The sequence below is a fragment of the Cognatilysobacter xinjiangensis genome (assembly GCF_014651995.1).
Classification (GTDB): Bacteria; Pseudomonadota; Gammaproteobacteria; order Xanthomonadales; family Xanthomonadaceae; genus Cognatilysobacter; species Cognatilysobacter xinjiangensis.
The window spans coordinates 107,241-125,474 of record NZ_BMXY01000003.1 but is presented as its reverse complement, the minus strand read 5'-3'; the positions used below and the strand labels follow the sequence as shown (position 1 = coordinate 125,474).

The 18,234-nt window shown below is 71.3% G+C and carries 16 protein-coding genes; 7 read left to right on the top strand and 9 right to left on the bottom strand.

Going from position 1 to position 18,234, the window contains the following annotated elements; translation table 11 throughout:
- Position 1: 1 nt before the first annotated feature.
- The gene (locus IE066_RS11335) at positions 2–940 is read right to left on the bottom strand and encodes a GAF domain-containing protein (RefSeq protein ID WP_189449912.1); all 939 of its coding nucleotides are present in this window, start codon (positions 938–940) and stop codon (positions 2–4) included.
- A gap of 160 nt (positions 941–1,100) precedes the next feature.
- On the opposite strand from IE066_RS11335, the gene fabG reads away from it, so the two are divergent.
- From fabG to IE066_RS11320, 3 genes are read left to right on the top strand one after another with little or no spacing between them, the layout of a single operon-like run.
- Entirely contained in the window at positions 1,101–1,826 is a 726-nt protein-coding gene (fabG, locus tag IE066_RS11330; protein WP_189449910.1) for a 3-oxoacyl-ACP reductase FabG, read from the top strand.
- A gap of 52 nt (positions 1,827–1,878) precedes the next feature.
- On the top strand, positions 1,879–2,481 hold the full coding sequence (locus tag IE066_RS11325; protein ID WP_189449907.1) for a hypothetical protein: 603 nt from the start codon (positions 1,879–1,881) through the stop codon (positions 2,479–2,481).
- Between the two features lie 58 nt (positions 2,482–2,539).
- Positions 2,540–2,968: a hypothetical protein gene (locus IE066_RS11320; protein ID WP_189449905.1), complete on the top strand. Its 429-nt coding sequence runs from the start codon at positions 2,540–2,542 to the stop codon at positions 2,966–2,968.
- A 4-nt stretch (positions 2,969–2,972) separates the two neighbouring features.
- Here the strand turns inward: IE066_RS11320 and IE066_RS11315 are convergent, their stop codons facing one another.
- Genes IE066_RS11315 through IE066_RS11300 form a run of 4 tightly spaced genes read right to left on the bottom strand, consistent with a single transcriptional unit; the run spans position 2,973 to position 7,423 of the window.
- Entirely contained in the window at positions 2,973–4,637 is a 1,665-nt protein-coding gene (locus IE066_RS11315) for an NAD(P)/FAD-dependent oxidoreductase (protein ID WP_189449902.1), read from the bottom strand.
- 2 nt (positions 4,638–4,639) lie between these two features.
- On the bottom strand, positions 4,640–5,458 hold the full coding sequence (locus tag IE066_RS11310; protein WP_189449899.1) for a glycosyltransferase family 2 protein: 819 nt from the start codon (positions 5,456–5,458) through the stop codon (positions 4,640–4,642).
- Positions 5,451–6,227: a beta-ketoacyl synthase chain length factor gene (locus IE066_RS11305; RefSeq protein ID WP_189449896.1), complete on the bottom strand. Its 777-nt coding sequence runs from the start codon at positions 6,225–6,227 to the stop codon at positions 5,451–5,453. Before IE066_RS11305 ends, IE066_RS11310 begins: the two co-directional genes overlap by 8 nt.
- Complete coding sequence (locus IE066_RS11300) at positions 6,224–7,423, bottom strand: beta-ketoacyl-[acyl-carrier-protein] synthase family protein (RefSeq protein WP_189450370.1); 1,200 nt, start codon at positions 7,421–7,423, stop codon at positions 6,224–6,226. The genes IE066_RS11305 and IE066_RS11300 overlap by 4 nt, the downstream gene beginning before the upstream one ends.
- Before the next feature lie 134 nt (positions 7,424–7,557).
- On the opposite strand from IE066_RS11300, the gene IE066_RS11295 reads away from it, so the two are divergent.
- Entirely contained in the window at positions 7,558–8,241 is a 684-nt protein-coding gene (locus IE066_RS11295; RefSeq protein WP_189449895.1) for a YdcF family protein, read from the top strand.
- 237 nt (positions 8,242–8,478) lie between these two features.
- On the opposite strand, the gene IE066_RS11290 is transcribed toward IE066_RS11295, so the two are convergent.
- Both IE066_RS11290 and IE066_RS11285 read right to left on the bottom strand, forming a co-directional pair.
- Positions 8,479–10,272, bottom strand: coding sequence for a DUF885 domain-containing protein (locus IE066_RS11290; protein WP_189449894.1), 1,794 nt, complete (start codon positions 10,270–10,272; stop codon positions 8,479–8,481).
- A 72-nt stretch (positions 10,273–10,344) separates the two neighbouring features.
- Complete coding sequence (locus IE066_RS11285) at positions 10,345–12,606, bottom strand: S9 family peptidase (protein ID WP_189449893.1); 2,262 nt, start codon at positions 12,604–12,606, stop codon at positions 10,345–10,347.
- A gap of 95 nt (positions 12,607–12,701) precedes the next feature.
- Here IE066_RS11285 and IE066_RS11280 point away from each other — a divergent pair, with 95 nt between their 5' ends.
- The 3 genes from IE066_RS11280 to uvrD are packed head-to-tail and all read left to right on the top strand — an operon-like array spanning position 12,702 to position 17,172.
- Positions 12,702–13,253 (top strand): biliverdin-producing heme oxygenase, encoded by a 552-nt coding sequence (locus tag IE066_RS11280; protein ID WP_189449891.1) that lies wholly within the window; start codon positions 12,702–12,704, stop codon positions 13,251–13,253.
- Positions 13,250–14,947, top strand: coding sequence for a GAF domain-containing protein (locus IE066_RS11275; protein ID WP_189449889.1), 1,698 nt, complete (start codon positions 13,250–13,252; stop codon positions 14,945–14,947). The genes IE066_RS11280 and IE066_RS11275 overlap by 4 nt, the downstream gene beginning before the upstream one ends.
- A gap of 47 nt (positions 14,948–14,994) precedes the next feature.
- Positions 14,995–17,172 carry a DNA helicase II gene (uvrD, locus tag IE066_RS11270; protein WP_189449887.1) on the top strand — a complete coding sequence of 726 codons (2,178 nt, stop codon included), beginning with the start codon at positions 14,995–14,997 and terminating at the stop codon, positions 17,170–17,172.
- 19 nt (positions 17,173–17,191) lie between these two features.
- On the opposite strand, the gene IE066_RS11265 is transcribed toward uvrD, so the two are convergent.
- On the bottom strand, positions 17,192–17,866 hold the full coding sequence (locus IE066_RS11265) for an OB-fold protein (RefSeq protein ID WP_189449885.1): 675 nt from the start codon (positions 17,864–17,866) through the stop codon (positions 17,192–17,194).
- A 37-nt stretch (positions 17,867–17,903) separates the two neighbouring features.
- Positions 17,904–18,200, bottom strand: coding sequence for a DUF2782 domain-containing protein (locus IE066_RS11260; RefSeq protein ID WP_189449883.1), 297 nt, complete (start codon positions 18,198–18,200; stop codon positions 17,904–17,906).
- Positions 18,201–18,234: the final 34 nt, after the last annotated feature.

Here is an 18,234-nt window from a genome sequence, read left to right as displayed (position 1 = left end):
CTCAGTGGCGCGCGAAGCGCGCCTCGTCCGTTGATGCGATGCCGGCCTGCGTGCTCTTGCGCAGCGTCAGCGCCTCGTCGGCACGCTCGAACACGGCCAGCGGATTCTCGGTGCCCGAACGGCTGCCCGCGGCCGCCGCGAGTGCGGTGGTGCCGAGCGCGACGGCCGTGGCCTGGCCCACGCGTTCGATGGCCTGCAGACGCTCGTCGGCCGCATCGCCTTCCAGCGTGAGCACGAATTCCGGGCCGCCGGCGAGGCGGCTCATCGATTCGCCGCCGGCGAGCAGGCGCTCGAGCGCGCGCTCGCACTGCAGCAGCGCCTGCTCGACGTGGCGATGCCCGTGCCGGCGCACCGTCTCCGCGTAGTCCTGCAACTGCAGGATCGCCACCGAATAGCGCGACGTCGGCCGTGCCTCGCCGCCCGCGCTCGGCGAGGCCTGGATCGCCGCGGCGCGTTGCGCCTCCAGCAGTTGCCGGCGCGATTCGAGCAGGTTCATCGCGATGCGCGCCAGCGAGGCCAGCGCCTCGCGCTGCGTGTCGTCGAGCGTGCGCGGCGCATGGTCGATCACGCAGACCGTGCCGACCGCGGTGCCATGCGGCGTCACCAGCGGCATGCCCGCGTAGAAGCGGATGCCGAGCCCGCCGGTCACGTCCGGATGATCGCGGAATCGCGGGTCGTTGGCGGCGTCGCGCACTTCCATCAGCAGCTGCGGCTCGCGGATCGCGTGGTCGCAGAAGGCCAGCGCGCGCGGCGTCTGCGTCGACTCGATGCCCACGCGCGACTTGAACCACTGCCGGTCGCGGTCGATCAGCGACATCGTCGCCACCGGCGCGCCGCACAGGCGCGCGGCGAGCCGCACGATGTCGTCATAGGCCTCCTCGGGCAGGGAGTCGACGATGCGATAGGTATCGAGGTCGCGCTGGCGCTGTGTCTCGGACATGGTGCCTTCCGTGCGGATGCCGAGCGCCATTCTTCCGATGCCGGTATTCGACGCGCAATGAAGACGGGCACGTGCTGCGCCCCGCGCCGCGGCGGATGCGCCGATCTGCGACACAGGCCACGTCTGCGACAATGACCGCTTCTTCACACGGAATCCGACGATGGCCCTGCGACGCGCACTGGTGACCGGCGGCAGCGGCGACCTGGGCGGCGCGATCGCGCTCCGCCTGGCGCGCGACGGCGCGCACGTGATCGTGCATGCCAACCGCGGTGTGGAACGTGCGCAGTCGGTGGTCGAGGCCATCCGCGCGGCGGGCGGCTCGGCCGAAGCGGTCGCCTTCGACGTTGCCGACGCCGACGCGAGCGGCGAAGCGATCGCGCGCATCCTCGAAGCCGGAGCGGTGCAGATCGTCGTCAACAACGCCGGCATCCACGACGACGCGCCGCTCGCGGGCATGTCGCGCGAGCAGTGGACGCGCGTGATCGATGTGTCGCTGCACGGCTTCTACAACGTCACCCAGCCGCTGCTGCTGCCGATGGCACGCGGGCGCTGGGGGCGCATCGTCAGCATCTCTTCCGTCGCGGCGGTCACCGGCAACCGCGGTCAGGCGAACTACGCCGCGGCGAAGGCGGCGCTGCACGGCGCGTCGAAATCGCTGGCGCGCGAGATGGCCAGCCGCGGCATCACCGTGAACGTGGTGGCGCCGGGCGTGATCGAAGGCGCGATGGCGAAGGACGCGTTTCCGATCGAGACCATCAAGCAGATCGTGCCCGCCGCACGCGCCGGTCGGCCGGAGGAAGTGGCTGCACTGGTCGGCTTTCTCTGCGGCGACGATGCCGGCTACGTGACCGGGCAGGTCATCGGCGTCAACGGCGGCATGGCGTAGCGCCTGCTACACCCGTTTCCGCGCCGGTGCTTCGACCGGCAGGAGACGCCCCATGATCCGACGCCTCGCTGCCCGGCTGCTGCTGCCGCTGGTCCTCGCCTTCGCCTTCGTTCCCGCCGCCGCGGCGCGCGCGCCGGACATCGCCGACGATGCCCGCAATCCGCCGCCGCCCGTCGCGCTGTCGAGCTTCGACCGCTTCCGCGTCGAGCCCATCGCGATGAGCGAGGAGATCGCGCGGCACAAGGGCAACGTGGTCGCGCGGCAGTACCTGCAGGTCGATCTCGACGAGCGCGTGCCCAAGCTGATCGAGCCGTGGAACGCGCGCGAGTCGACCACCGGGCGCACGCTGCTGGTGAAGCCGGAGGTCGAGGCGATCCGCTTCATCACCGGCGGCAAGCGGCTGCTCGCCGGCGGTTTCGCCGGCAACTCCTGGGCGGTGCTGCGGCTGCGGCTGGTCGATGCCGACAGCGGCGAGCTGATCGCCGAGCCGCGTTTCTACCAGCGCGCGCACGGCATCTTCGCCGGCTACAGCCTGGGCGCGGCGGACAAGCTGATGCTCGCGCGGCTCTCCGACATGGCCGCGGCCTACCTGCGCGACAACTTCGACGCGCCGCGCGGCAGCACGGTGGCGACGTCCACGGCGAAGATGGACTGAGTGCACGCCCGGTTCATCGCCGCGCGCGAAGATGGCGGCGATCCGCCAGGAGACCGCCATGTCCCCGCCTCCGTTCGTTCCCGTCGTCCTCGCCGCGCTGCTCGCCGGCTGCGCGAGCGCCTCGCACGTGATGATCTCCGACCCGCGCCCGCCGATCGCGGTCGAGCAGGTGCGCATCTACGTACAGCCGCCGCAAACGCGCTATGTCGAGATCGCGCTGCTCGACGCCAGCACCGGCGAGTTCACCTACGGCGCGCAGAACCGCGACAACACGCTGATGAACCGCCTGCGCGCGGAAGCCGCGAAACTCGGCGCCAACGGCGTGCTGCTGCAGGAGCGCGGACAGGTGCCCTCGGGCAGCGGCGTGGGCATCGGCGTCGGCGGCGGTGGCCGCCACGTCGGTGGCGGCGTGAGCGTGGGCATCAACGCACCGAAGGAACGCGCGCGCGCCGTGGCGATCTGGGTGCCCGACGCGCCGGGCGGCTGAGGCCTTACGCGATCGCGTCGGCCGGCGCGGTCTCGGCGTACCACGCGGCGTCGAGCAGCGGCTGCGCCGGCGCAGGGTGGCCGTCGAGCAGCATGTCCAGCGAGCCGCCGTCGATGTCGGGATGGCGACGCCGCGCATGCGCGAGCAGTTCGGCGGCGAGGTCGTGCATGCGCGCCACGTCGCCGCGCATGCGCTCGACGAAGGCCGCGGGCTCGAGCGTGTCGCCCAGCTGGCGGTTGAGCTCGTGGAACCAGCCGATGCGGTACTGGTCGAGCAGGCGGCCGTCGGCCGGCGCGGTGTCGTCGCCCTCGGCCTTGTTGCGCGCGCCCCAGTCGCGCAGCAACGCCTGAATGCCGAGGTTGAGCATGCGCGCCTGCCCGAACAGCGGGCGCAGCGTACCCAGCACCGGCAGCGAGGCGAGGTGGCCGGAGAAGAACAGCGGCGCGAGCAGCGACCAGTAGTACGTGTAGTCCCAGATGATCTTCAGCGGCATCACCTGCGAGTCGCCGAACAGGCGGTACTGGTCCTGGTAGAGCGTCAGCGTGTTCTCGTAGAACGAGAAATAGAGCTGCTGGTACAGCTGCGCCATCGCTTCGATCGGCTTGCCGGCGCGATCGGCCTCGATGAGCTCGCAGATGTAGGTATTGCTGATCGCGATGAAGTCGCTGCCGGGCGAATAGAACGGGTCGAGGAACACACCGGCCTCGCCGGTGATCGCCCAGCGCTCGCCGGAGAACACCTGCCTGGCGCCGTGCGAGAAATGCCGCAGGAACATGAAGTCCTGCAGCGCATGGCCGCCGGCTTCGAGCGACGCGGCCACGCGCGGCTGGTGCCGGCGCAGCCAGGCCATCGCCTTCTCGTGCGTGTTCATGGTGTCCAGCGGATGCAGGTCGCCGTCGCAGACGATGCCCAGCGAATGCTGGTCCGACGACAGCGGGATCAACCAGAACCAGTAGCCCTCGCCGCACATGTGGTTGGTCGAGCGCCAACGGTCCGGCGGCGTGCAGCGTCCCAGCCAGTCGGTGTCGGTCGACCAGTCGCGCGGGTCGATGTGGCCGGACACGCGCCACCACGCGGAGTTCGCGTTGTGCTCGTTCGGCTGCACGAGGTCGAGCTTGCGCTTGATCAGCGCGGCGCGGCCGCTGGCGTCCACCACCCAGCGCGCGGACAGCGCGTGCGCCTCGCCGTCGGCCTCGTAGCGCACCGCGTGCGCGTCGCCGCCGCTGCCGAAATCGAGGCCGCGCACCGCGGCGCCGTCGACGATCGCGATGCCTTCGGCACGCGCGCGCTCGGTCAGGAAGTTCTCGAAGCGGCCGCGGTCGATCTGCCAGGAGGCCGTGGGCAGCAGGCGGCTGACGCCGAGCTCGGTGCAGGCGTCGACGTCCATGCGGCCGTCGCTGAAGAAGAAGCGGAAGCCGAACTTGCGGATGTGTTCCTCGTCCAGGTGCCGGCGCAGGCCGAGCACGTGGGCGAAGTAGTGCGCGCCGATCTCGACGGTGGACTCGCCGACCTTGAACGCGCCTTCGCGAACCGGATGGCGGTGGCGCTCGATCACGGTGATGCGCAGCGAAGGCTCGCGCTGGCGCAGCTGCAGGGCGAGGGTGAGGCCGGCCAGGCCGCCCCCGAGGATCGCGACGTCGACATCGGTCTGGGGTGCGGCGTTGGTCATGGTCAGCCTGTCCGGGCTTGGGCGACGCCCGCGGGCGCGGTGAACTCGCCGCTGGGGTCGTGGATGATCACGGGCGTGGCCCGCGTACGTCGGTATTCGGCGGCCACGTTGCCGTAGGCGAACACCTGGCCCACCACGTGCGAGGTGATGCGCCAGAGGTCGCGCAACGGGCGGAAATGGCTCTTGCGGAATTTCACCGGGCCGCCGGCCGCCTGGTAGCGCGATTCGATCGGCACCGCCACGCAGCGCACGCCGAGCTGGCGCGAGGCCGAGATCAGGATCTGCGCCTCGTAGACGAAATCCTCGCCCGGGATGTCGCCCAGCGCGCAGACCGAGGCCGGGTAGAAGCGCTGGCCGCTCTGGCTGTCGGCGAGGCGGAAGCCGCAACCGATCGCGATGCCCCAGTCGCCGAACTCGTTGGCCAAGCGCCGGTAGGTCGGCTGGCGCGAACGCTTGCGCAGGCGCGCGCCGATGACGATGTGCTCGGGATACGCGTTGGCGGCCTCGAGCAGGCGCGGAATGTCGTCGGCCGAATGCTGGCCGTCGCCGTCCATGCTGATCACGCCGCGGAAGCCGCGGCGCATCGCCTCCGCGAAGCCGTCGCGCAGGCCCGCGCCCTTGCCCATGCGCGTGGCATGGCGGATCACCGTGATCGGCAGGTCGGCCACGCGTTCGACCGTGTCGTCGTCGGAGCCGTCGTCGATCAGGATGACGTTCGGGCACTGCGCGAGCGCGCCTTCCACGACGTCGCGGATCCGCAGCGCCTCGTTGAGCGCCGGGATCACGATGGCGATGTCGCGGGCGACGATCGGCTCAGCCATGCAGGATCTCCACGTCGAGCACGCGGCCGGGGCCGGCCTTGAGCGTGCAGCGCGGCGCATTCGCCGCGAGTGCCTCGAACAGCGGCAGCATCGGCCGCATCGCATTCTGCGGCGCGCGCGCGAGCAGCGCACCCGCGGGCTCGGCCGGCTCGCCGTCGCGCAGCGCGAGGCCGACGCGCGGCCCGCCGTCGCGGCGCGACAGCACCAGCGCGCCGCCGAGCAGGCCGCTGCTGGGCTGCACCTTCGCCAGCGGGCCGGTGGACGCGCTGTCGTAGGCGACCAGAAGCACGGCGTCGCTGCCGGTCGCGAGTTGCACGCAGGCCTCGACGAGGCCCTGCGCGAAGGTCGCGTCGAACGCACTGATCGAGGTCGCCGGTTCCATCGCGCCGGCACCGATCGTCCAGTAGCCCGCGGCCGCGTTGTGCACCGAGTTGTGGAAGCGGATCGGCGAGATCGCAGTGGGCTGCTCGGCGAGCGTCGCGCACATGTAGTCGGTGATCGCGAGATCGCCGTGCATGGAGGCGAACACCGACGGCAGCGTCTTCGGATCGCGGCCGGCGGCGGTGCAGGCCGCGAGCGCGACGTCGAGCGCGACCGCGACGCTGTCGGGCGCGCGGCGGCGCTCGTTGGGCGGCAGCAGCTGCGGCGACGGGCGCACCGGCGCGCTGTCGGGCAGCACGCCCTGCCGTACGAGCGCGATCGCGTCCTGCCACGTGGGAACGCCCGGCGCCCAGAAACCGACGCCTTCGATCCGGGCCGTCAACGTCATGCGGCCACCCGGCCGAACAGCAGCGAGCAGTTGTTGCCGCCGAAGCCGAAGGAATTGTTCATCGCGTAACGGATCTCGCGGCGTGCGGGGTCGAAGCGGATCTGCGGGCCGCAGACCTCGTCGGGCGTGGACGCGCCGAGCGTGCCCGGCAGCTCGCCGCTTTCCAGCGCGAGCAGCGCGATCACCGATTCGACGATGCCGGCGGCGCCCAGGGTGTGGCCCGTCCACGCCTTGGTCGAGCTCGCGTGCAGCGTGTCGGGAAACAGCGCCTTCACCGCGATCGACTCGGCGCGGTCGTTCGCCGGCGTGGCGGTGCCGTGCAGGTTGAGGTAGCCGACCTCGCCCGCGTCGATGCCGCCGCGCGCGAGCGCCTGGCGCATCGCGAGCTGCGCGCCGAGGCCTTCCGGATGCGGCGCGGACATGTGGTGCGCATCGGAGGATTCGCCGTAGCCGCGCAACTGCAGGCCGGTGTCGCCGTCACGCGCGCGCTCGACCACCGCGAAGCCGCCCGCCTCGCCCAGCGACAGCCCGTCGCGCGTGGCGTCGAACGGTTTGCAGGGATTCGTCGACACCAGCTGCAGCGAGTTGAAGCCGAACAGCACGCTGCCGCAGAGCGTGTCGACGCCGCCGACGATCGCCGCATCGGCCATGCCGGCTTGGATCAGCCGTGCCGCCTGCGCGAACACCTTCGCGCTCGACGAGCAGGCGGTGGCCACGGTGACGCAGGGGCCACGCGCGCCGGTGGCCTGCTGCACGAAATCGCCGGGCGAGTGCACGGTATGCACGATCGCGCGGCGCAGGTCGGCGGGGAAGGTCGGCGCGCCGTCGGTGTCGGGCTCGAGGCGGGTGTAGGCCTCCTCGGTCGCGCCGATGCTGGAGGTCGAGGTGCCGATCACCACGGCGACGCGCTCGGCGCCGTGCGTCGAGATGGCCGCGCGCACCGCGTCGAGCACGCCGTCCTGCCGCAGCGCGATCCATGCCAGCCGGTTGTTGCGGCATTCCCAGCGCGACCACTCGGCCGGAAGCGGCGCGTCCTCGACGCCGTCGACGCGGCCGATCCACGTGTCCAGCCGCTCGGCGCCGAAGTCGTTGCGACGCAGGCCGCTGCGGCCCTCGCGCAGCGCGTCACGATGCGCGTCGAGCCCGCGGCCGAGCGCACTGGTGGCGGTGAACGCCCGGATCGCCAGCGGCGGCATGGGCAAAGCGTCGGACGACGGCACGATCTGTTCTCCGGGCAGGGCCGGGAAGTATGCCAGCCGTCCCCATGACGGACGTTCCTATCCCGTATCCTGCGCGGGCCGGACGGGGGTCCGGCCTGAACGGTATCGCCATGTCGTCCCGTGCCGCCCACCAGTTCACCCTGTTCAGGGATCGCGACGTGCTCCACGCGGGGCTGGTCGCGGTGGCCGTGTGCGTGCTGTCGGCGGGGCTGGTCTATCTGGCCTACCTGGTCCACGTGGTCCGCACCGCCTGGCGCGCGCCCTGCGACCCAGCCTGCGGCGCGCACCTGCTGCTGTTCGGCAAGCACGTGCCGGAAGGCCGGGTGGACGGCGATTTCGCCGCGCGCCTGGACCGCGCCGCCGCGCTCTGGCGCGCGCAGCCGCAGCGGCGCTTCGTGCTGCTCGGCGGCGGGCCGCAGGGCAGGCCGACCGAGGCGGAGATCGCACGTCGCGAACTGTTCGCGCGCGGGCTATCGCAGGACGCGCCGCTGCAGCTCGAATCGGCCTCGCGCGACACCGTGCAGAACCTGCGCAACGCGCGTCAGATGCTCGGCGACGCGGTGCGCGAGCGGGTGACGCTGCTGTCCAACCGTTATCACCTGGCCCGTTGCGCGCTGTTCGCGCGCCAGCTGGGCTTCGACGTCGAACTCTGCGCCGCCGAGCCGCGCCTGCCGCTGCACCCGCGCACCTTCGTACGACTCGCCGGCGAAGCCGCCTACGTCTGCCTGGCCGACATCGGCACGCGCTGGGCGCGGCTCACGCGCAACCAGCGGATGCTGGCGCGGGTGACCTAGCGCGTTCGAGGCGCGTGTGCCGGGCGAATGGCACGCGCGCCGCGGAACCCTCGGCCGACGCGTCCGGACAGTCCGCCTCCGATCACCGGCACCGCTTTGTCGGCGGCACAGCCATGTCGACACCGATGTCGCGCTGACCTCTTGATCGCAGCACGCGAAGTCGGTCGCGCATGGAAGCCGGAAACGAAAACGCCCGCATCGCTGCGGGCGTTTTTCGTTTCCCGGGGACGGGAGGCCTCAGCCCTTCTTCGCCTTCTGCTGCGGCACGAACTGCTCGCGCACCGCCTTGGCCAGGAGCTTCGGCGGCAGCAGGCCCTGGTCGAGCAGGAAATCGTTGAAGGCCTTGCGGTCGAAGCGGTCGCCGAGCGCGATTTCGGTTTCGGTGCGCAGCTGCATGATCTGGCTGTAGCCGTGGAAGTAGCTGCCGGCCTGGCCCGGCGAGCGCACGGTGTAGCGATCGACTTCCTGGCGCGCCATCGCCTTCGACAGCCCGACCTTGTCGACCAGCCAGGCGAACGCGGTGTCGCGGTCGGTGAGGCCGAGGTTGAGCATCGGGTCGAGCATCGCGCGGCTGGCGCGCAGCAGGCGCAGCTGCAACGCGATCAGCTGGCCGTCGAGCGGCTCGTACGGAACCATCTCGGCCTCGGCGTACAGCGCCCAGCCTTCGACGTTGACCGAGTTGAACGCGTACAGCGTGCGCGCCAGCGAGATGCCGCGCTCGACCATCGCGGTGAACTGCAGCTCGTGGCCCGGGCGGCCTTCGTGCGCGGAAAGCGTCCACGCGCCGGCCGGGTAGTTGAAGTCGTCGTAGGGGCCGTCCGCGCCGGCGTTCGGGTTCGACAGCGGCAGCACGAAGGTGCCCTGCTGGCCGGTATTGCCCACCAGCGGCGCGGGCAGGAAGTGCGGCGCGGGCTGCGCGGCGCTTTCGGCCGGCGTGCCCACGCGCATCTGCATCGGGCGGTTGGGCAGTTCGACGACCTTGTTCGCGGCGATCAGGCGATCGAGCTCGGGCATCACCACCGTGCGGTAGTGCGATTCGATCTTGTCGTTGGGGATCGGCGTCTTCTTGAGCTGGCGGATCACCGCGACGTAGTCGGTATCGCTCCAGCCGTGCGCCTTGGCCACCAGCGGCGCGATCTGCTGCATCGCGTTGCGGGTCTCGGCGAACTCCAGCTGCGCGCGCTCGATCAGCGTACGCGGGTCGATGTCGATGCCCACGCCCTTGAGCGCCAGCGTGTACAGCTCCGGCGGCAGCGCGTAGGTGGTGCGTGCGGTCGGCAGCACGGTCGACTTCGTCCACACGGCGTAGTCGGCGAGCTGCCTGTCGAGCTCGGCGAGCGCGGGGCCGGCCTCGACCTTGTACTTCGCGAACAGGTCCTTGATGCCGCTGCGGTAGGTGTCGAGGTTGTCCAGCGACTGCTGCACCTCGATCTGCGTGGGCTGCAGCAGGCCGGCCTGCGCGCGTTCCTCGTAGCGCTGGCGCGCGAGCGTCGCCAGCGGCGTGCTGCCCGGCGCCTGGCCGACGTAGGCCTGCAGGCGCTTGACCGCCATCGCGCGGCGCTCGGGCGCGGTCTGGTCCGACAGCAGACCCTGCAGGCCGCCGAACACGGTCTGGCCGACGTCCAGCCACGGGCGCGTCATGCGCTCGCCGACCTCGCTGCCCTCGATCGCATCGTCCGCGGCCTGGATCAGGATTTCGATGTCCTGGCGGACGTTCGGGTCCGTCTCGGTCGCGAGCTTGGCGCGCAGCTCGTCGCGCGCCCTCGCGGTCGCGGCGCGGAAGCGCGCCTGGTAGTCGGGGCCGAAGTCGAAGACCTTGTCGTCGAAGCCCGGCACGCCGAAGAACGAGAGCTGCTCGGGCTGGAACGGCGCCTGCGCCTTCAGCAGGATCTGCGCGTACTGGTTGCTCTTGGCGACCCAGGCCGGCGCGGGCTTGGGCGCGGTCTTGGCGGCCGGCGTGGCGGGCGCGGCGAGGGCGACGCCCGGCGCGGCGAGCGCCAGGGCGAGGGCGAGAACGAGCGGCTTGGTCATGGCGTCATCGGCTCCGGGAATGCGGCGAGGATGGCGCGGCGGCCGCGAGGCGGCCATGCGCCGAAGGTCACGTCAGCGCTTGAGGCAGCGGTCGAGGAAATCCTCGGTGATGCGCAGCCGGTGCAGCAGGTCCTTGCCCTTGAGGCCGTGCTTGGCGCCGGGGTAGGTCATCAGCTCGAACGGCTGGCCGCGCTGCTGCAGCGCGCTCATCAGCACGGTGGAATTGCCGAACAGCACGTTGTCGTCGGCCATGCCGTGGATCAGCAGCAGCTTGGGCGCGTTCTCGCCGACGAGCCCGTCGACGTGCTCCAGCACGCGCGCGGCCTGGTAGCCCTTCGGATTGCGCGCGGGCAGGTCCATGTAGCGCTCGGTGTAGTGCGTGTCGTACAGGCCCCAGTCGGTGACCGGCGCGCCGGCGACGCCGCAGGCGTAGTCGCCCTCGCCGCGCGCGAGCAGCATCAGCGTCATGTAGCCGCCGTTGCTCCAGCCGTAGACGCCGACGCGGTCCTTGTCGATGCCCGGCTGCGACGTGAGCCAGTGCAGCGCGGCGCGCTGGTCGTCGACCTCCACCGTGCCCTGCCTGCCGTAGAGCGCGCCGCCGAAGGCCGCGCCGCGACGCGGGGTGCCGCGGTTGTCGACCGAGAACACCACGTAGCCCTGCTGCGCGAGGTACTGGTTGAGATCCGGCGCCCACGTCTGCTTGACCGTCTGCGAGGCCGGCCCGCCGTACACGTTCACCACCACCGGGTACTTCTTCGACGCGTCGAAACCGGCCGGGCGGATCAGCGAGTAGTGCAGCGTCGTGCGCCCGTCGGCGGCCTTCAACGTGCCGAACTCCACTGGCAGGTGCGCGGCGCGGAACGGCGCGTACGGATGCTTCGGGTCGGCGAGGTCGTTCCTCAGCAGCGTGGCGATCTCGCTGCCGTCGGCGCGGTGCAGTACCAGCTGCGGCGGCGTGGTCGGGCTCGACCAGGCATCGACGTACACGCTCGCGTTCGCGGCGAACGTGGCGCCGTGCCAGCCGGCCTGCTTCGACAGCTTCTCGATCGCGCCGCCCTTGAGCGGCACGCGGTAGAGCTGCAGCTGCGTCGGCGATTCGCGGCCCGCGCTGAAGTACACCCAGCCGTTGGCCTGGTCGACCGCGAGCAGGTCGTCCACCGGCCAGTCGCCCGAGGTCAGCGCGGTGGCGCGGCCCTTGTCGTCGACCACGTACAGATGCTCGAAGCCGCTGCGCTCGCTGCTCCACAGGAAGCGCCCGTCGTCGAGGAAGCGCAGCGCATCGTGCAGCGGCACCCAGGTCTTCGAGGTCTCCGTCACCAGCGTGCGCTGCTTGCCACTCGCGAGTTCCGTCTCGATGAGCTCCAGGCGGCGCTGGTCGCGCGACTGGCGCTGGAACGTGAGGCGCTGTGGATCGCGCCAGGTGACGCGCGCGAGGTAGATGTCCTCGTTCTTGCCCAGATCGATCCAGCGCGGCGCGGGCGTCGCGGCGGCGGGATCGATCACGCCCAACTTCACCGTCACGTTCGTCTCGCCAGCGGCCGGATAGCGCTGCTCGACGACTTCGGTGCGGTCCGGATACACCTCGTAGCGCTTCTGCACCGGCACCTTCGATTCGTCGATGCGGGCGAAGGCGATGGCCGAATCGTCCGGCGCCCACCAGTAGCCGGTGTGGCGGCCCATCTCCTCGTCGGCGACGAATTCGGCGACGCCGTTGCCGATGGTCTCGCTGCCGTCGAAGGTGAGCTGGCGCTGCACGCCGCTGGCGAGATCGATCACCCACAGGTTGCGGCCGCGCACGAAGCTCACGTACTTGCCGGCCGGCGAGATCTTCGGATCGGTCGCGAAGCCCTGCTTGTCGGTGAGCTTGCGCACCGCGGCCTTGCCCGACTTCGACAGGTCATACAGGTAGAGCTCGCCGCCGAGCGGGAACAGCAGCGTCTTCCCATCCGGTGAGAACTGGTAGTCGACGATGCCGGAGAGCGCGGCGATGCGCTGGCGCTCGCGGCGCGCCTTTTCCTCGTCGCTCAGCACTTCCGCGCCCGGAAGCACGTCGTCGGAATCGACCAGCAGGCGGGTGCCGCCGCTGGCGATGTCATGGGCCCACAGGTCCAGCCGGTTGCGGTCGCGTTCCTTGCCGCGCAGGAAGGTGACGCGCGTCCCATCCGGCGACACCTTCGGCCGCGCGAGGCTCGGGCCCGACAGCGGCGCATCGCCGGCGAGGGCCTGAAGCGTAAGGCGGGAGGGCGGCGCGGGGGTCTCGGCGGCGGCGGGAAAGCTCAAGGCGGCGCTCAGCAGGAGGGCAGGGAGAACAGCACGAAGCCGGAGTCGGTTCATGGCGGGTCGTATCGCGGGAGTCGGGCGAGTGTAGGCCGGAGGGGGTGCTGGCTGAACAAGGATTTCTTCACGCGGTGCTGATACGGTGGTGGGCCATGCCCCCCTCCGCCTCCCTGCGCGGGCGTCTTCGCGACGCCACCGCCGCCGCGCACGCGCGCATCGATTCGCAGGTCGGCGATGCCGTGGCGGATGTACCCGGCTACGCGGCCTTCCTGCGCGGTATGCACGGCTTCGTGCGCCATGCGCGACAGGTGCTCGGCAATGCCGACGACCTGGCCGCCTGCGAGCGCGCACTGGCCGATGACCTCGTCGTCCTCGCCCATGCCCCGGTCGACATCGACGTCGATCTCGGCGACGGCGCCAGCCGGGAGATGGCCCGCCTCGGCTGGCGCTACGTCATCGCCGGCTCCTCGCTGGGCGCGCGCGTGCTGCTGCGCCGCGCCGAGGCGTTGGGCTTCACCGAAACCCACGGCGCGAGCTACCTCGCGCTGCATGCGCGCGGCGATGCCTGGCGCACGCTGCTCTCCACCCTCGAATCGCTGCGGTTGAGCCCGGCTGACGAGGCCTGCGCCTGCGAGGGCGCCAACGATGCCTTCCAATGCGTCGAGCACTGCCTCGACGCCGGCCGATCCGGACTCGCCGCATGACCCGAATGACCACCGTCGATGCCGACGGCTGCACCAAGGAACCGATCCACCTCTCCGGCGCGATCCAGTCGCACGGCTATCTCGTCAGCTGCGCGATGCCCGATTGGACCGTGCGTCACGTGTCCGCCAACATCGACCAGCTGCTCGACGTGCCGGTGGACGCGCTGCTCGGCCATAGCCTGCGCGATTACTTCAGCGAGGACGTGCTGCAGACGGTGCTCGACACGCAGTCGCTGGTCAGCCCCGGCGCGCTCGCGCAGCGCGCGGGCCAGGCCAACCTCGGCCCGCTCGGCACCGCCTGCGATCTTGTGGTGCACGTCGCCGACGACCTCGTGCACATCGAGATCGAGCCGCGCCACGAGCGCGGCCCATCGCCGCAGCCGACCGCGCTCGCGCAGTCGATGATCGCGGCGGTCGCACAGGACTCGCACGGCAACTTCCACGACTACGTCGCCGCGCAGGTGCGCGAGCTCACCGGCTACGACCGCGTGATGGTCTACCGCTTTCTGCACGACGGCACCGGCGAGGTGATCGCCGAGGCCGTGGCCGACGACATGGACCCCTACCTCGGCCTGCGCTACCCGGCCTCGGACATCCCGCCGCAGGCGCGCGCGCTGTACCTGCGCAACCGCCTGCGGGTGATCCCGGACGTCGACTACGTGCCGCAGCCGATCATTCCCGGCGTCACGCCGGACGGCGCGCCGCTCGACCTCTCGCAGCACGCGCTGCGCAGCGTGTCGCCGATCCACCTCGAATACCTGCGCAACATGGGCGTGGCCGCGTCGATGTCGATCTCGATCATCGCCGGCGGCCGTCTGTGGGGCCTGATCGCCTGCCACCACCACAGCCCGCGGCTGGTGCCGCCGGCGATCCGCGCCGCGGCCGACCTGTTCGGCCTGTTCGTCTCGATGCGCGTGGCCTCGGGCGACCAGCAGAAGACGATGGCGCACTTCGAGCACGCGCAGCAGTTGCGCGACGAGCTGGTGCGGCGCCTGGTCGACGCGCGCGACTTCGACGCGGCGCTGGTGCGCGAGCTGCCGCTGCTGCGCGCCGGCCTCGATGCCGACGGCGCCGCGCTGTGGTCGCAGGCGCGCTGGCAGGCCGACGGTCAGGGGCCGGACCCGCGCCGCATGGCCGCGCTGGTGGACTGGCTGCAGCGGCAGGGCGCCGCGGGCCTCGTCGCCAGCGATCGCGCCGAGGACTGGGCGCCGCGCATCGAGGGCGATCCGGTCGCCGGGGTACTGGGCTTGCGCCTGGGCGCGGACGACTGGCTGCTGCTGTTCCGCAACGAGCAGGTCGAGACCGTGCGCTGGGCCGGCGAGCCGAAAAAGGCGCTGGTGCCGACCGACGATGGCCTGCGCATCGCGCCGCGCCGCAGCTTCTCGGTCTGGCGCGAGAGCGTGCGCGGCCGCAGCGCGCCGTGGTCCGAGGCCGACCGTCGCGGCGCCACGCGCCTGCACGCCGTGCTGGCCGAGCAGCGTCGCCGCATCCAGAGCCGCCCGGACGACATGCCGGCGCTGGACCTGCAATACCGGCAGGCCGCGATGCACGACCGCAGCCGCCGCCTCGACGAACTCGCGCAGCTGCTGCAGGGCCTGTCGCATCTCGAGGCCGGCGCGAGCCGACGCCTGGACGCGCGGATCTCCGAGCTCGAGGCCGAGCTGCGCCGCCTCGCCGACATGCCGCTCACCTAGTACTGAACCACGCGGGGCCTGCGACAGCGGCCCCGTACACTGTCCGCATGGATGTCTCCCACCTTCTCGACGCGCTGAACCCGGCGCAGCGCGAGGCCGTCTGCGCGCCGCTCGGCCACTACCTCGTCCTCGCTGGCGCCGGGTCCGGCAAGACCCGCGTGCTCACCCACCGCATCGCCTGGCTCAACGAGGTCGAGCGCGTGCCGGTGCACGGCATCCTCGCCGTCACCTTCACCAACAAGGCCGCGGCGGAGATGCGCCACCGCGTCGACATGCAGCTGGAGAACGGCGCGCGCGGCATGTGGCTGGGCACCTTCCATGGCCTCGCGCACCGGCTGCTGCGCCTGCACTTCGAGGCCGCGCGCCTGCCCGACAGCTTCCAGGTACTCGATTCCGACGACCAGCTGCGGCTGATCAAGCGCGTGATGCGCGACCTGGAGATCGACGAGACGCGCTTCCCGCCGCGCCAGATCGGCTGGTGGATCAACGCGCGCAAGGACGAAGGCAAGCGCGCGCAGCACATCCAGGGCGGCGAGGACGAGTGGACCGACGTCATGCGCAAGGTCTACGCCGCCTATCAGGAACGCTGCGACCGCGCAGGCCTCGTCGACTTCGCCGAGCTGCTGCTGCGTGCGCACGAACTGCTGCGCGACCAGCCGCAGCTGCTCTCGCATTACCGAAACCGTTTCAGGCAGATCCTGGTCGACGAGTTCCAGGACACCAACGACATCCAGTACGCGTTCATCCGCGTCCTGGCCGGCGACACCGGGCAGGTGTTCGTGGTCGGCGACGACGACCAGGCGATCTACGGTTGGCGCGGCGCGAAGGTCGAGAACGTGCAGAAGTTCCTGCGCGACTTCGACGGCGCGAAGACCATCCGCCTGGAGCAGAACTACCGCTCCACCTCGACCATCCTCGATGCCGCCAACGCGGTGATCGCGCACAACCCCGACCGCCTCGGCAAGAAGCTGTGGACCGACGTCGCCGGCGGCGAGCCGATCGACCTCTACGCGGCCTACAACGAGATCGACGAGGCGCGCTTCGTCGTCGAGCGTGTCAAGCAGTGGGTCGCCAATGGCGGCAGCTATCGCGACACCGCCATCCTCTACCGCAGCAACGCGCAGTCGCGCGCCTTCGAAGAGGTGCTGATCGGCGAGCAGCTGCCCTACCGCGTGTACGGCGGCCTGCGCTTCTTCGAGCGCGCCGAGATCAAGGACGCGCTGGCCTACCTGCGCCTGATCGCCAACCGCGCCGACGACGCGGCCTTCGAGCGCGCGGTCAACACGCCGGCGCGCGGCATCGGCGAGCGCACGCTGGACGAAGTGCGCCGCGTCGCCCGTGCGGAGGGTTTCCCGCTCACGGTCGCCGCGCTCAAGCTCGCCAGCGGCAACGTGCTCGCCGCCCGCGCGCGCAACGCGCTGGCCGGTTTCCTCAAGCTGATCGACGACCTGCAGGTCGAATGCGCCGAGCGCACGCTGCCGGAGAAGATCGACCACGTGCTGCTGCGCTCCGGCCTGCGCGAGTTCTATGCGCGCGAGCAGAAGGGGCAGCTGGATTCGCGCATCGAGAACCTCGACGAACTGGTGTCGGTGGCCTCGCGCTTCAGCTACCGCGACGAGGACGACGAAGAGCCCGAGCTGCCCGAGCTGGTCGCGTTCCTGTCGTACGCATCGCTCGAAGCCGGCGAAGGCCATGCGCGTGCGAACGAGGACGGCGTACAGCTGATGACGCTGCACAGCGCGAAGGGTCTCGAATTCCCGCTGGTGTTCCTGGTCGGCCTGGAGGAAGGCCTGTTCCCGAACGGCAAGTCGGCCGAGGAAGCCGGCCGCATGGAGGAGGAGCGCCGGCTGGCGTACGTCGGCATCACCCGCGCGCGCGAGAAGCTGGTGCTGAGCTACGCCGAGGCCCGGCGCATCCACGGCATGGACATGTACGGCATGCCCTCGCGCTTCCTGCGCGAGATCCCGGCGCCGCTGATCCACGAGGTGCGCCCGAAGGTGCAGGTGGCGCGGCCGGTGTACGGCGCCGGCAGCCGCCGCGTCGACAGCGGCCTCGTCGAGACGCCTGCGATGCCGCTGGGCGCGACCGTGCGCCATCCCACCTTCGGCACCGGCACGGTCACCGACGTCGAGGGCAGCGGCGCGCATGCGCGCGTGCAGGTGAACTTCGACGACGTCGGCAGCAAGTGGCTGGTGGCGGCGTTCGCGAACCTGCAGCAGGTCTGAGACGTGGGGCCGCGGCCCCTCACTGCATCGAGCAGTCCACGACTTCCGCCGCGTTGCCGGTCGCGCCGGCGCCGCGGCAGGCCAGCGTGATCTGCTGCTCCGGCCGCAGCCCGGCCACCACTTCGTGCTTCAGCCCCTGCGCGCGCACGGGCGGGTAATCGTTGGCGGCCAGCGTCAGCGCCGAGCCGTCGCGGCCGGTGTCGGCCACCATGCCGGTCAGCAGCAGACCCTTGTCGCGGTACAGCCGGTCCGCCTCGGCCTTGTCGTAGGCATAGGCCGAGGCCAGCTCGACGGCGGTGATCGAGGTCATGAACGCACGCGCCGAGTCCTCCAGCCGCGGGCTGCCGACGGTCGAGGCCGGGGCGGGCGCGCTCGTGGCCGCCGGGGCGGCACCGGCGGGCGATGCGGCATCGGCCGTCGCGTCGTCGCCGATCAGCCGCGGCGCGATGGCGCCGCCCGGCGCGGCCATGAAGTACAGCAGCGGCGAGACCAGCACGGCGGCCACCAGCGGCGGCAGGCCGGTGCGGCGCCCGGCCCGCGCGGCCAGCAGCGCGAGCACCAGGCCGGCCACGGCCAGCGGCACGCCGGCGACGACGCGCAGCGACGGCAGCAGCAGCGCGATCCACGCCAGCACCAGCACGATCCAGGACAGGCGGGCCCACGGAGCGGGCTTCGACGCGGCAACGGTGGTCATATCGATCTCCCTTCGATCAGGACGGAACGGGTCGGGCTTACCAGCTCAGGATCTTGTACTGCACCGGCGTGATCGGGCCTTCGCCGCGACGGCCGTCCAGGCGTCCGTCGTTGTCATCGTCGGTGAGGTAATAGGTGACGCCGTGCCTGGGCACGATCTTCACCACGCGCAGCAGCCCGGCCACGCGGTACTCGGACACGGTGTCGCCGTTCTCCAGCGTGCGCGTGACCACGTCGGCATCGGCGAGCGCGAGGGTCGGATCGTCGACGGCGGCCATCGAGGCGCAGCCGGCAAGGACGGCTAGGCCGAGCGCGAGCGGGATCAGTCGGGGCATGGGCGGGCCTCCGGGCGGGCGCCCAGCATACGGC

What these genes read in the sequence shown, in the direction of transcription:
- IE066_RS11325 (WP_189449907.1), top strand. Translation starts at nt 1,879, where the DNA reads ATGATCCGACGCCTCGCTGCCCGGCTGCTGCTGCCGCTGGTCCTCGCC.
- IE066_RS11290 (WP_189449894.1), bottom strand. Translation starts at nt 10,272, where the DNA reads ATGACCAAGCCGCTCGTTCTCGCCCTCGCCCTGGCGCTCGCCGCGCCG.
- IE066_RS11295 (WP_189449895.1), top strand. Translation starts at nt 7,558, where the DNA reads ATGTCGTCCCGTGCCGCCCACCAGTTCACCCTGTTCAGGGATCGCGAC.
- uvrD (WP_189449887.1), top strand. Translation starts at nt 14,995, where the DNA reads ATGGATGTCTCCCACCTTCTCGACGCGCTGAACCCGGCGCAGCGCGAG.
- IE066_RS11280 (WP_189449891.1), top strand. Translation starts at nt 12,702, where the DNA reads ATGCCCCCCTCCGCCTCCCTGCGCGGGCGTCTTCGCGACGCCACCGCC.
- IE066_RS11310 (WP_189449899.1), bottom strand. Translation starts at nt 5,458, where the DNA reads ATGGCTGAGCCGATCGTCGCCCGCGACATCGCCATCGTGATCCCGGCG.
- IE066_RS11265 (WP_189449885.1), bottom strand. Translation starts at nt 17,866, where the DNA reads ATGACCACCGTTGCCGCGTCGAAGCCCGCTCCGTGGGCCCGCCTGTCC.
- IE066_RS11260 (WP_189449883.1), bottom strand. Translation starts at nt 18,200, where the DNA reads ATGCCCCGACTGATCCCGCTCGCGCTCGGCCTAGCCGTCCTTGCCGGC.
- IE066_RS11305 (WP_189449896.1), bottom strand. Translation starts at nt 6,227, where the DNA reads ATGACGTTGACGGCCCGGATCGAAGGCGTCGGTTTCTGGGCGCCGGGC.
- IE066_RS11300 (WP_189450370.1), bottom strand. Translation starts at nt 7,423, where the DNA reads ATGCCGCCGCTGGCGATCCGGGCGTTCACCGCCACCAGTGCGCTCGGC.
- fabG (WP_189449910.1), top strand. Translation starts at nt 1,101, where the DNA reads ATGGCCCTGCGACGCGCACTGGTGACCGGCGGCAGCGGCGACCTGGGC.
- IE066_RS11275 (WP_189449889.1), top strand. Translation starts at nt 13,250, where the DNA reads ATGACCCGAATGACCACCGTCGATGCCGACGGCTGCACCAAGGAACCG.
- IE066_RS11315 (WP_189449902.1), bottom strand. Translation starts at nt 4,637, where the DNA reads ATGACCAACGCCGCACCCCAGACCGATGTCGACGTCGCGATCCTCGGG.
- IE066_RS11320 (WP_189449905.1), top strand. Translation starts at nt 2,540, where the DNA reads ATGTCCCCGCCTCCGTTCGTTCCCGTCGTCCTCGCCGCGCTGCTCGCC.
- IE066_RS11335 (WP_189449912.1), bottom strand. Translation starts at nt 940, where the DNA reads ATGTCCGAGACACAGCGCCAGCGCGACCTCGATACCTATCGCATCGTC.
- IE066_RS11285 (WP_189449893.1), bottom strand. Translation starts at nt 12,606, where the DNA reads ATGAACCGACTCCGGCTTCGTGCTGTTCTCCCTGCCCTCCTGCTGAGC.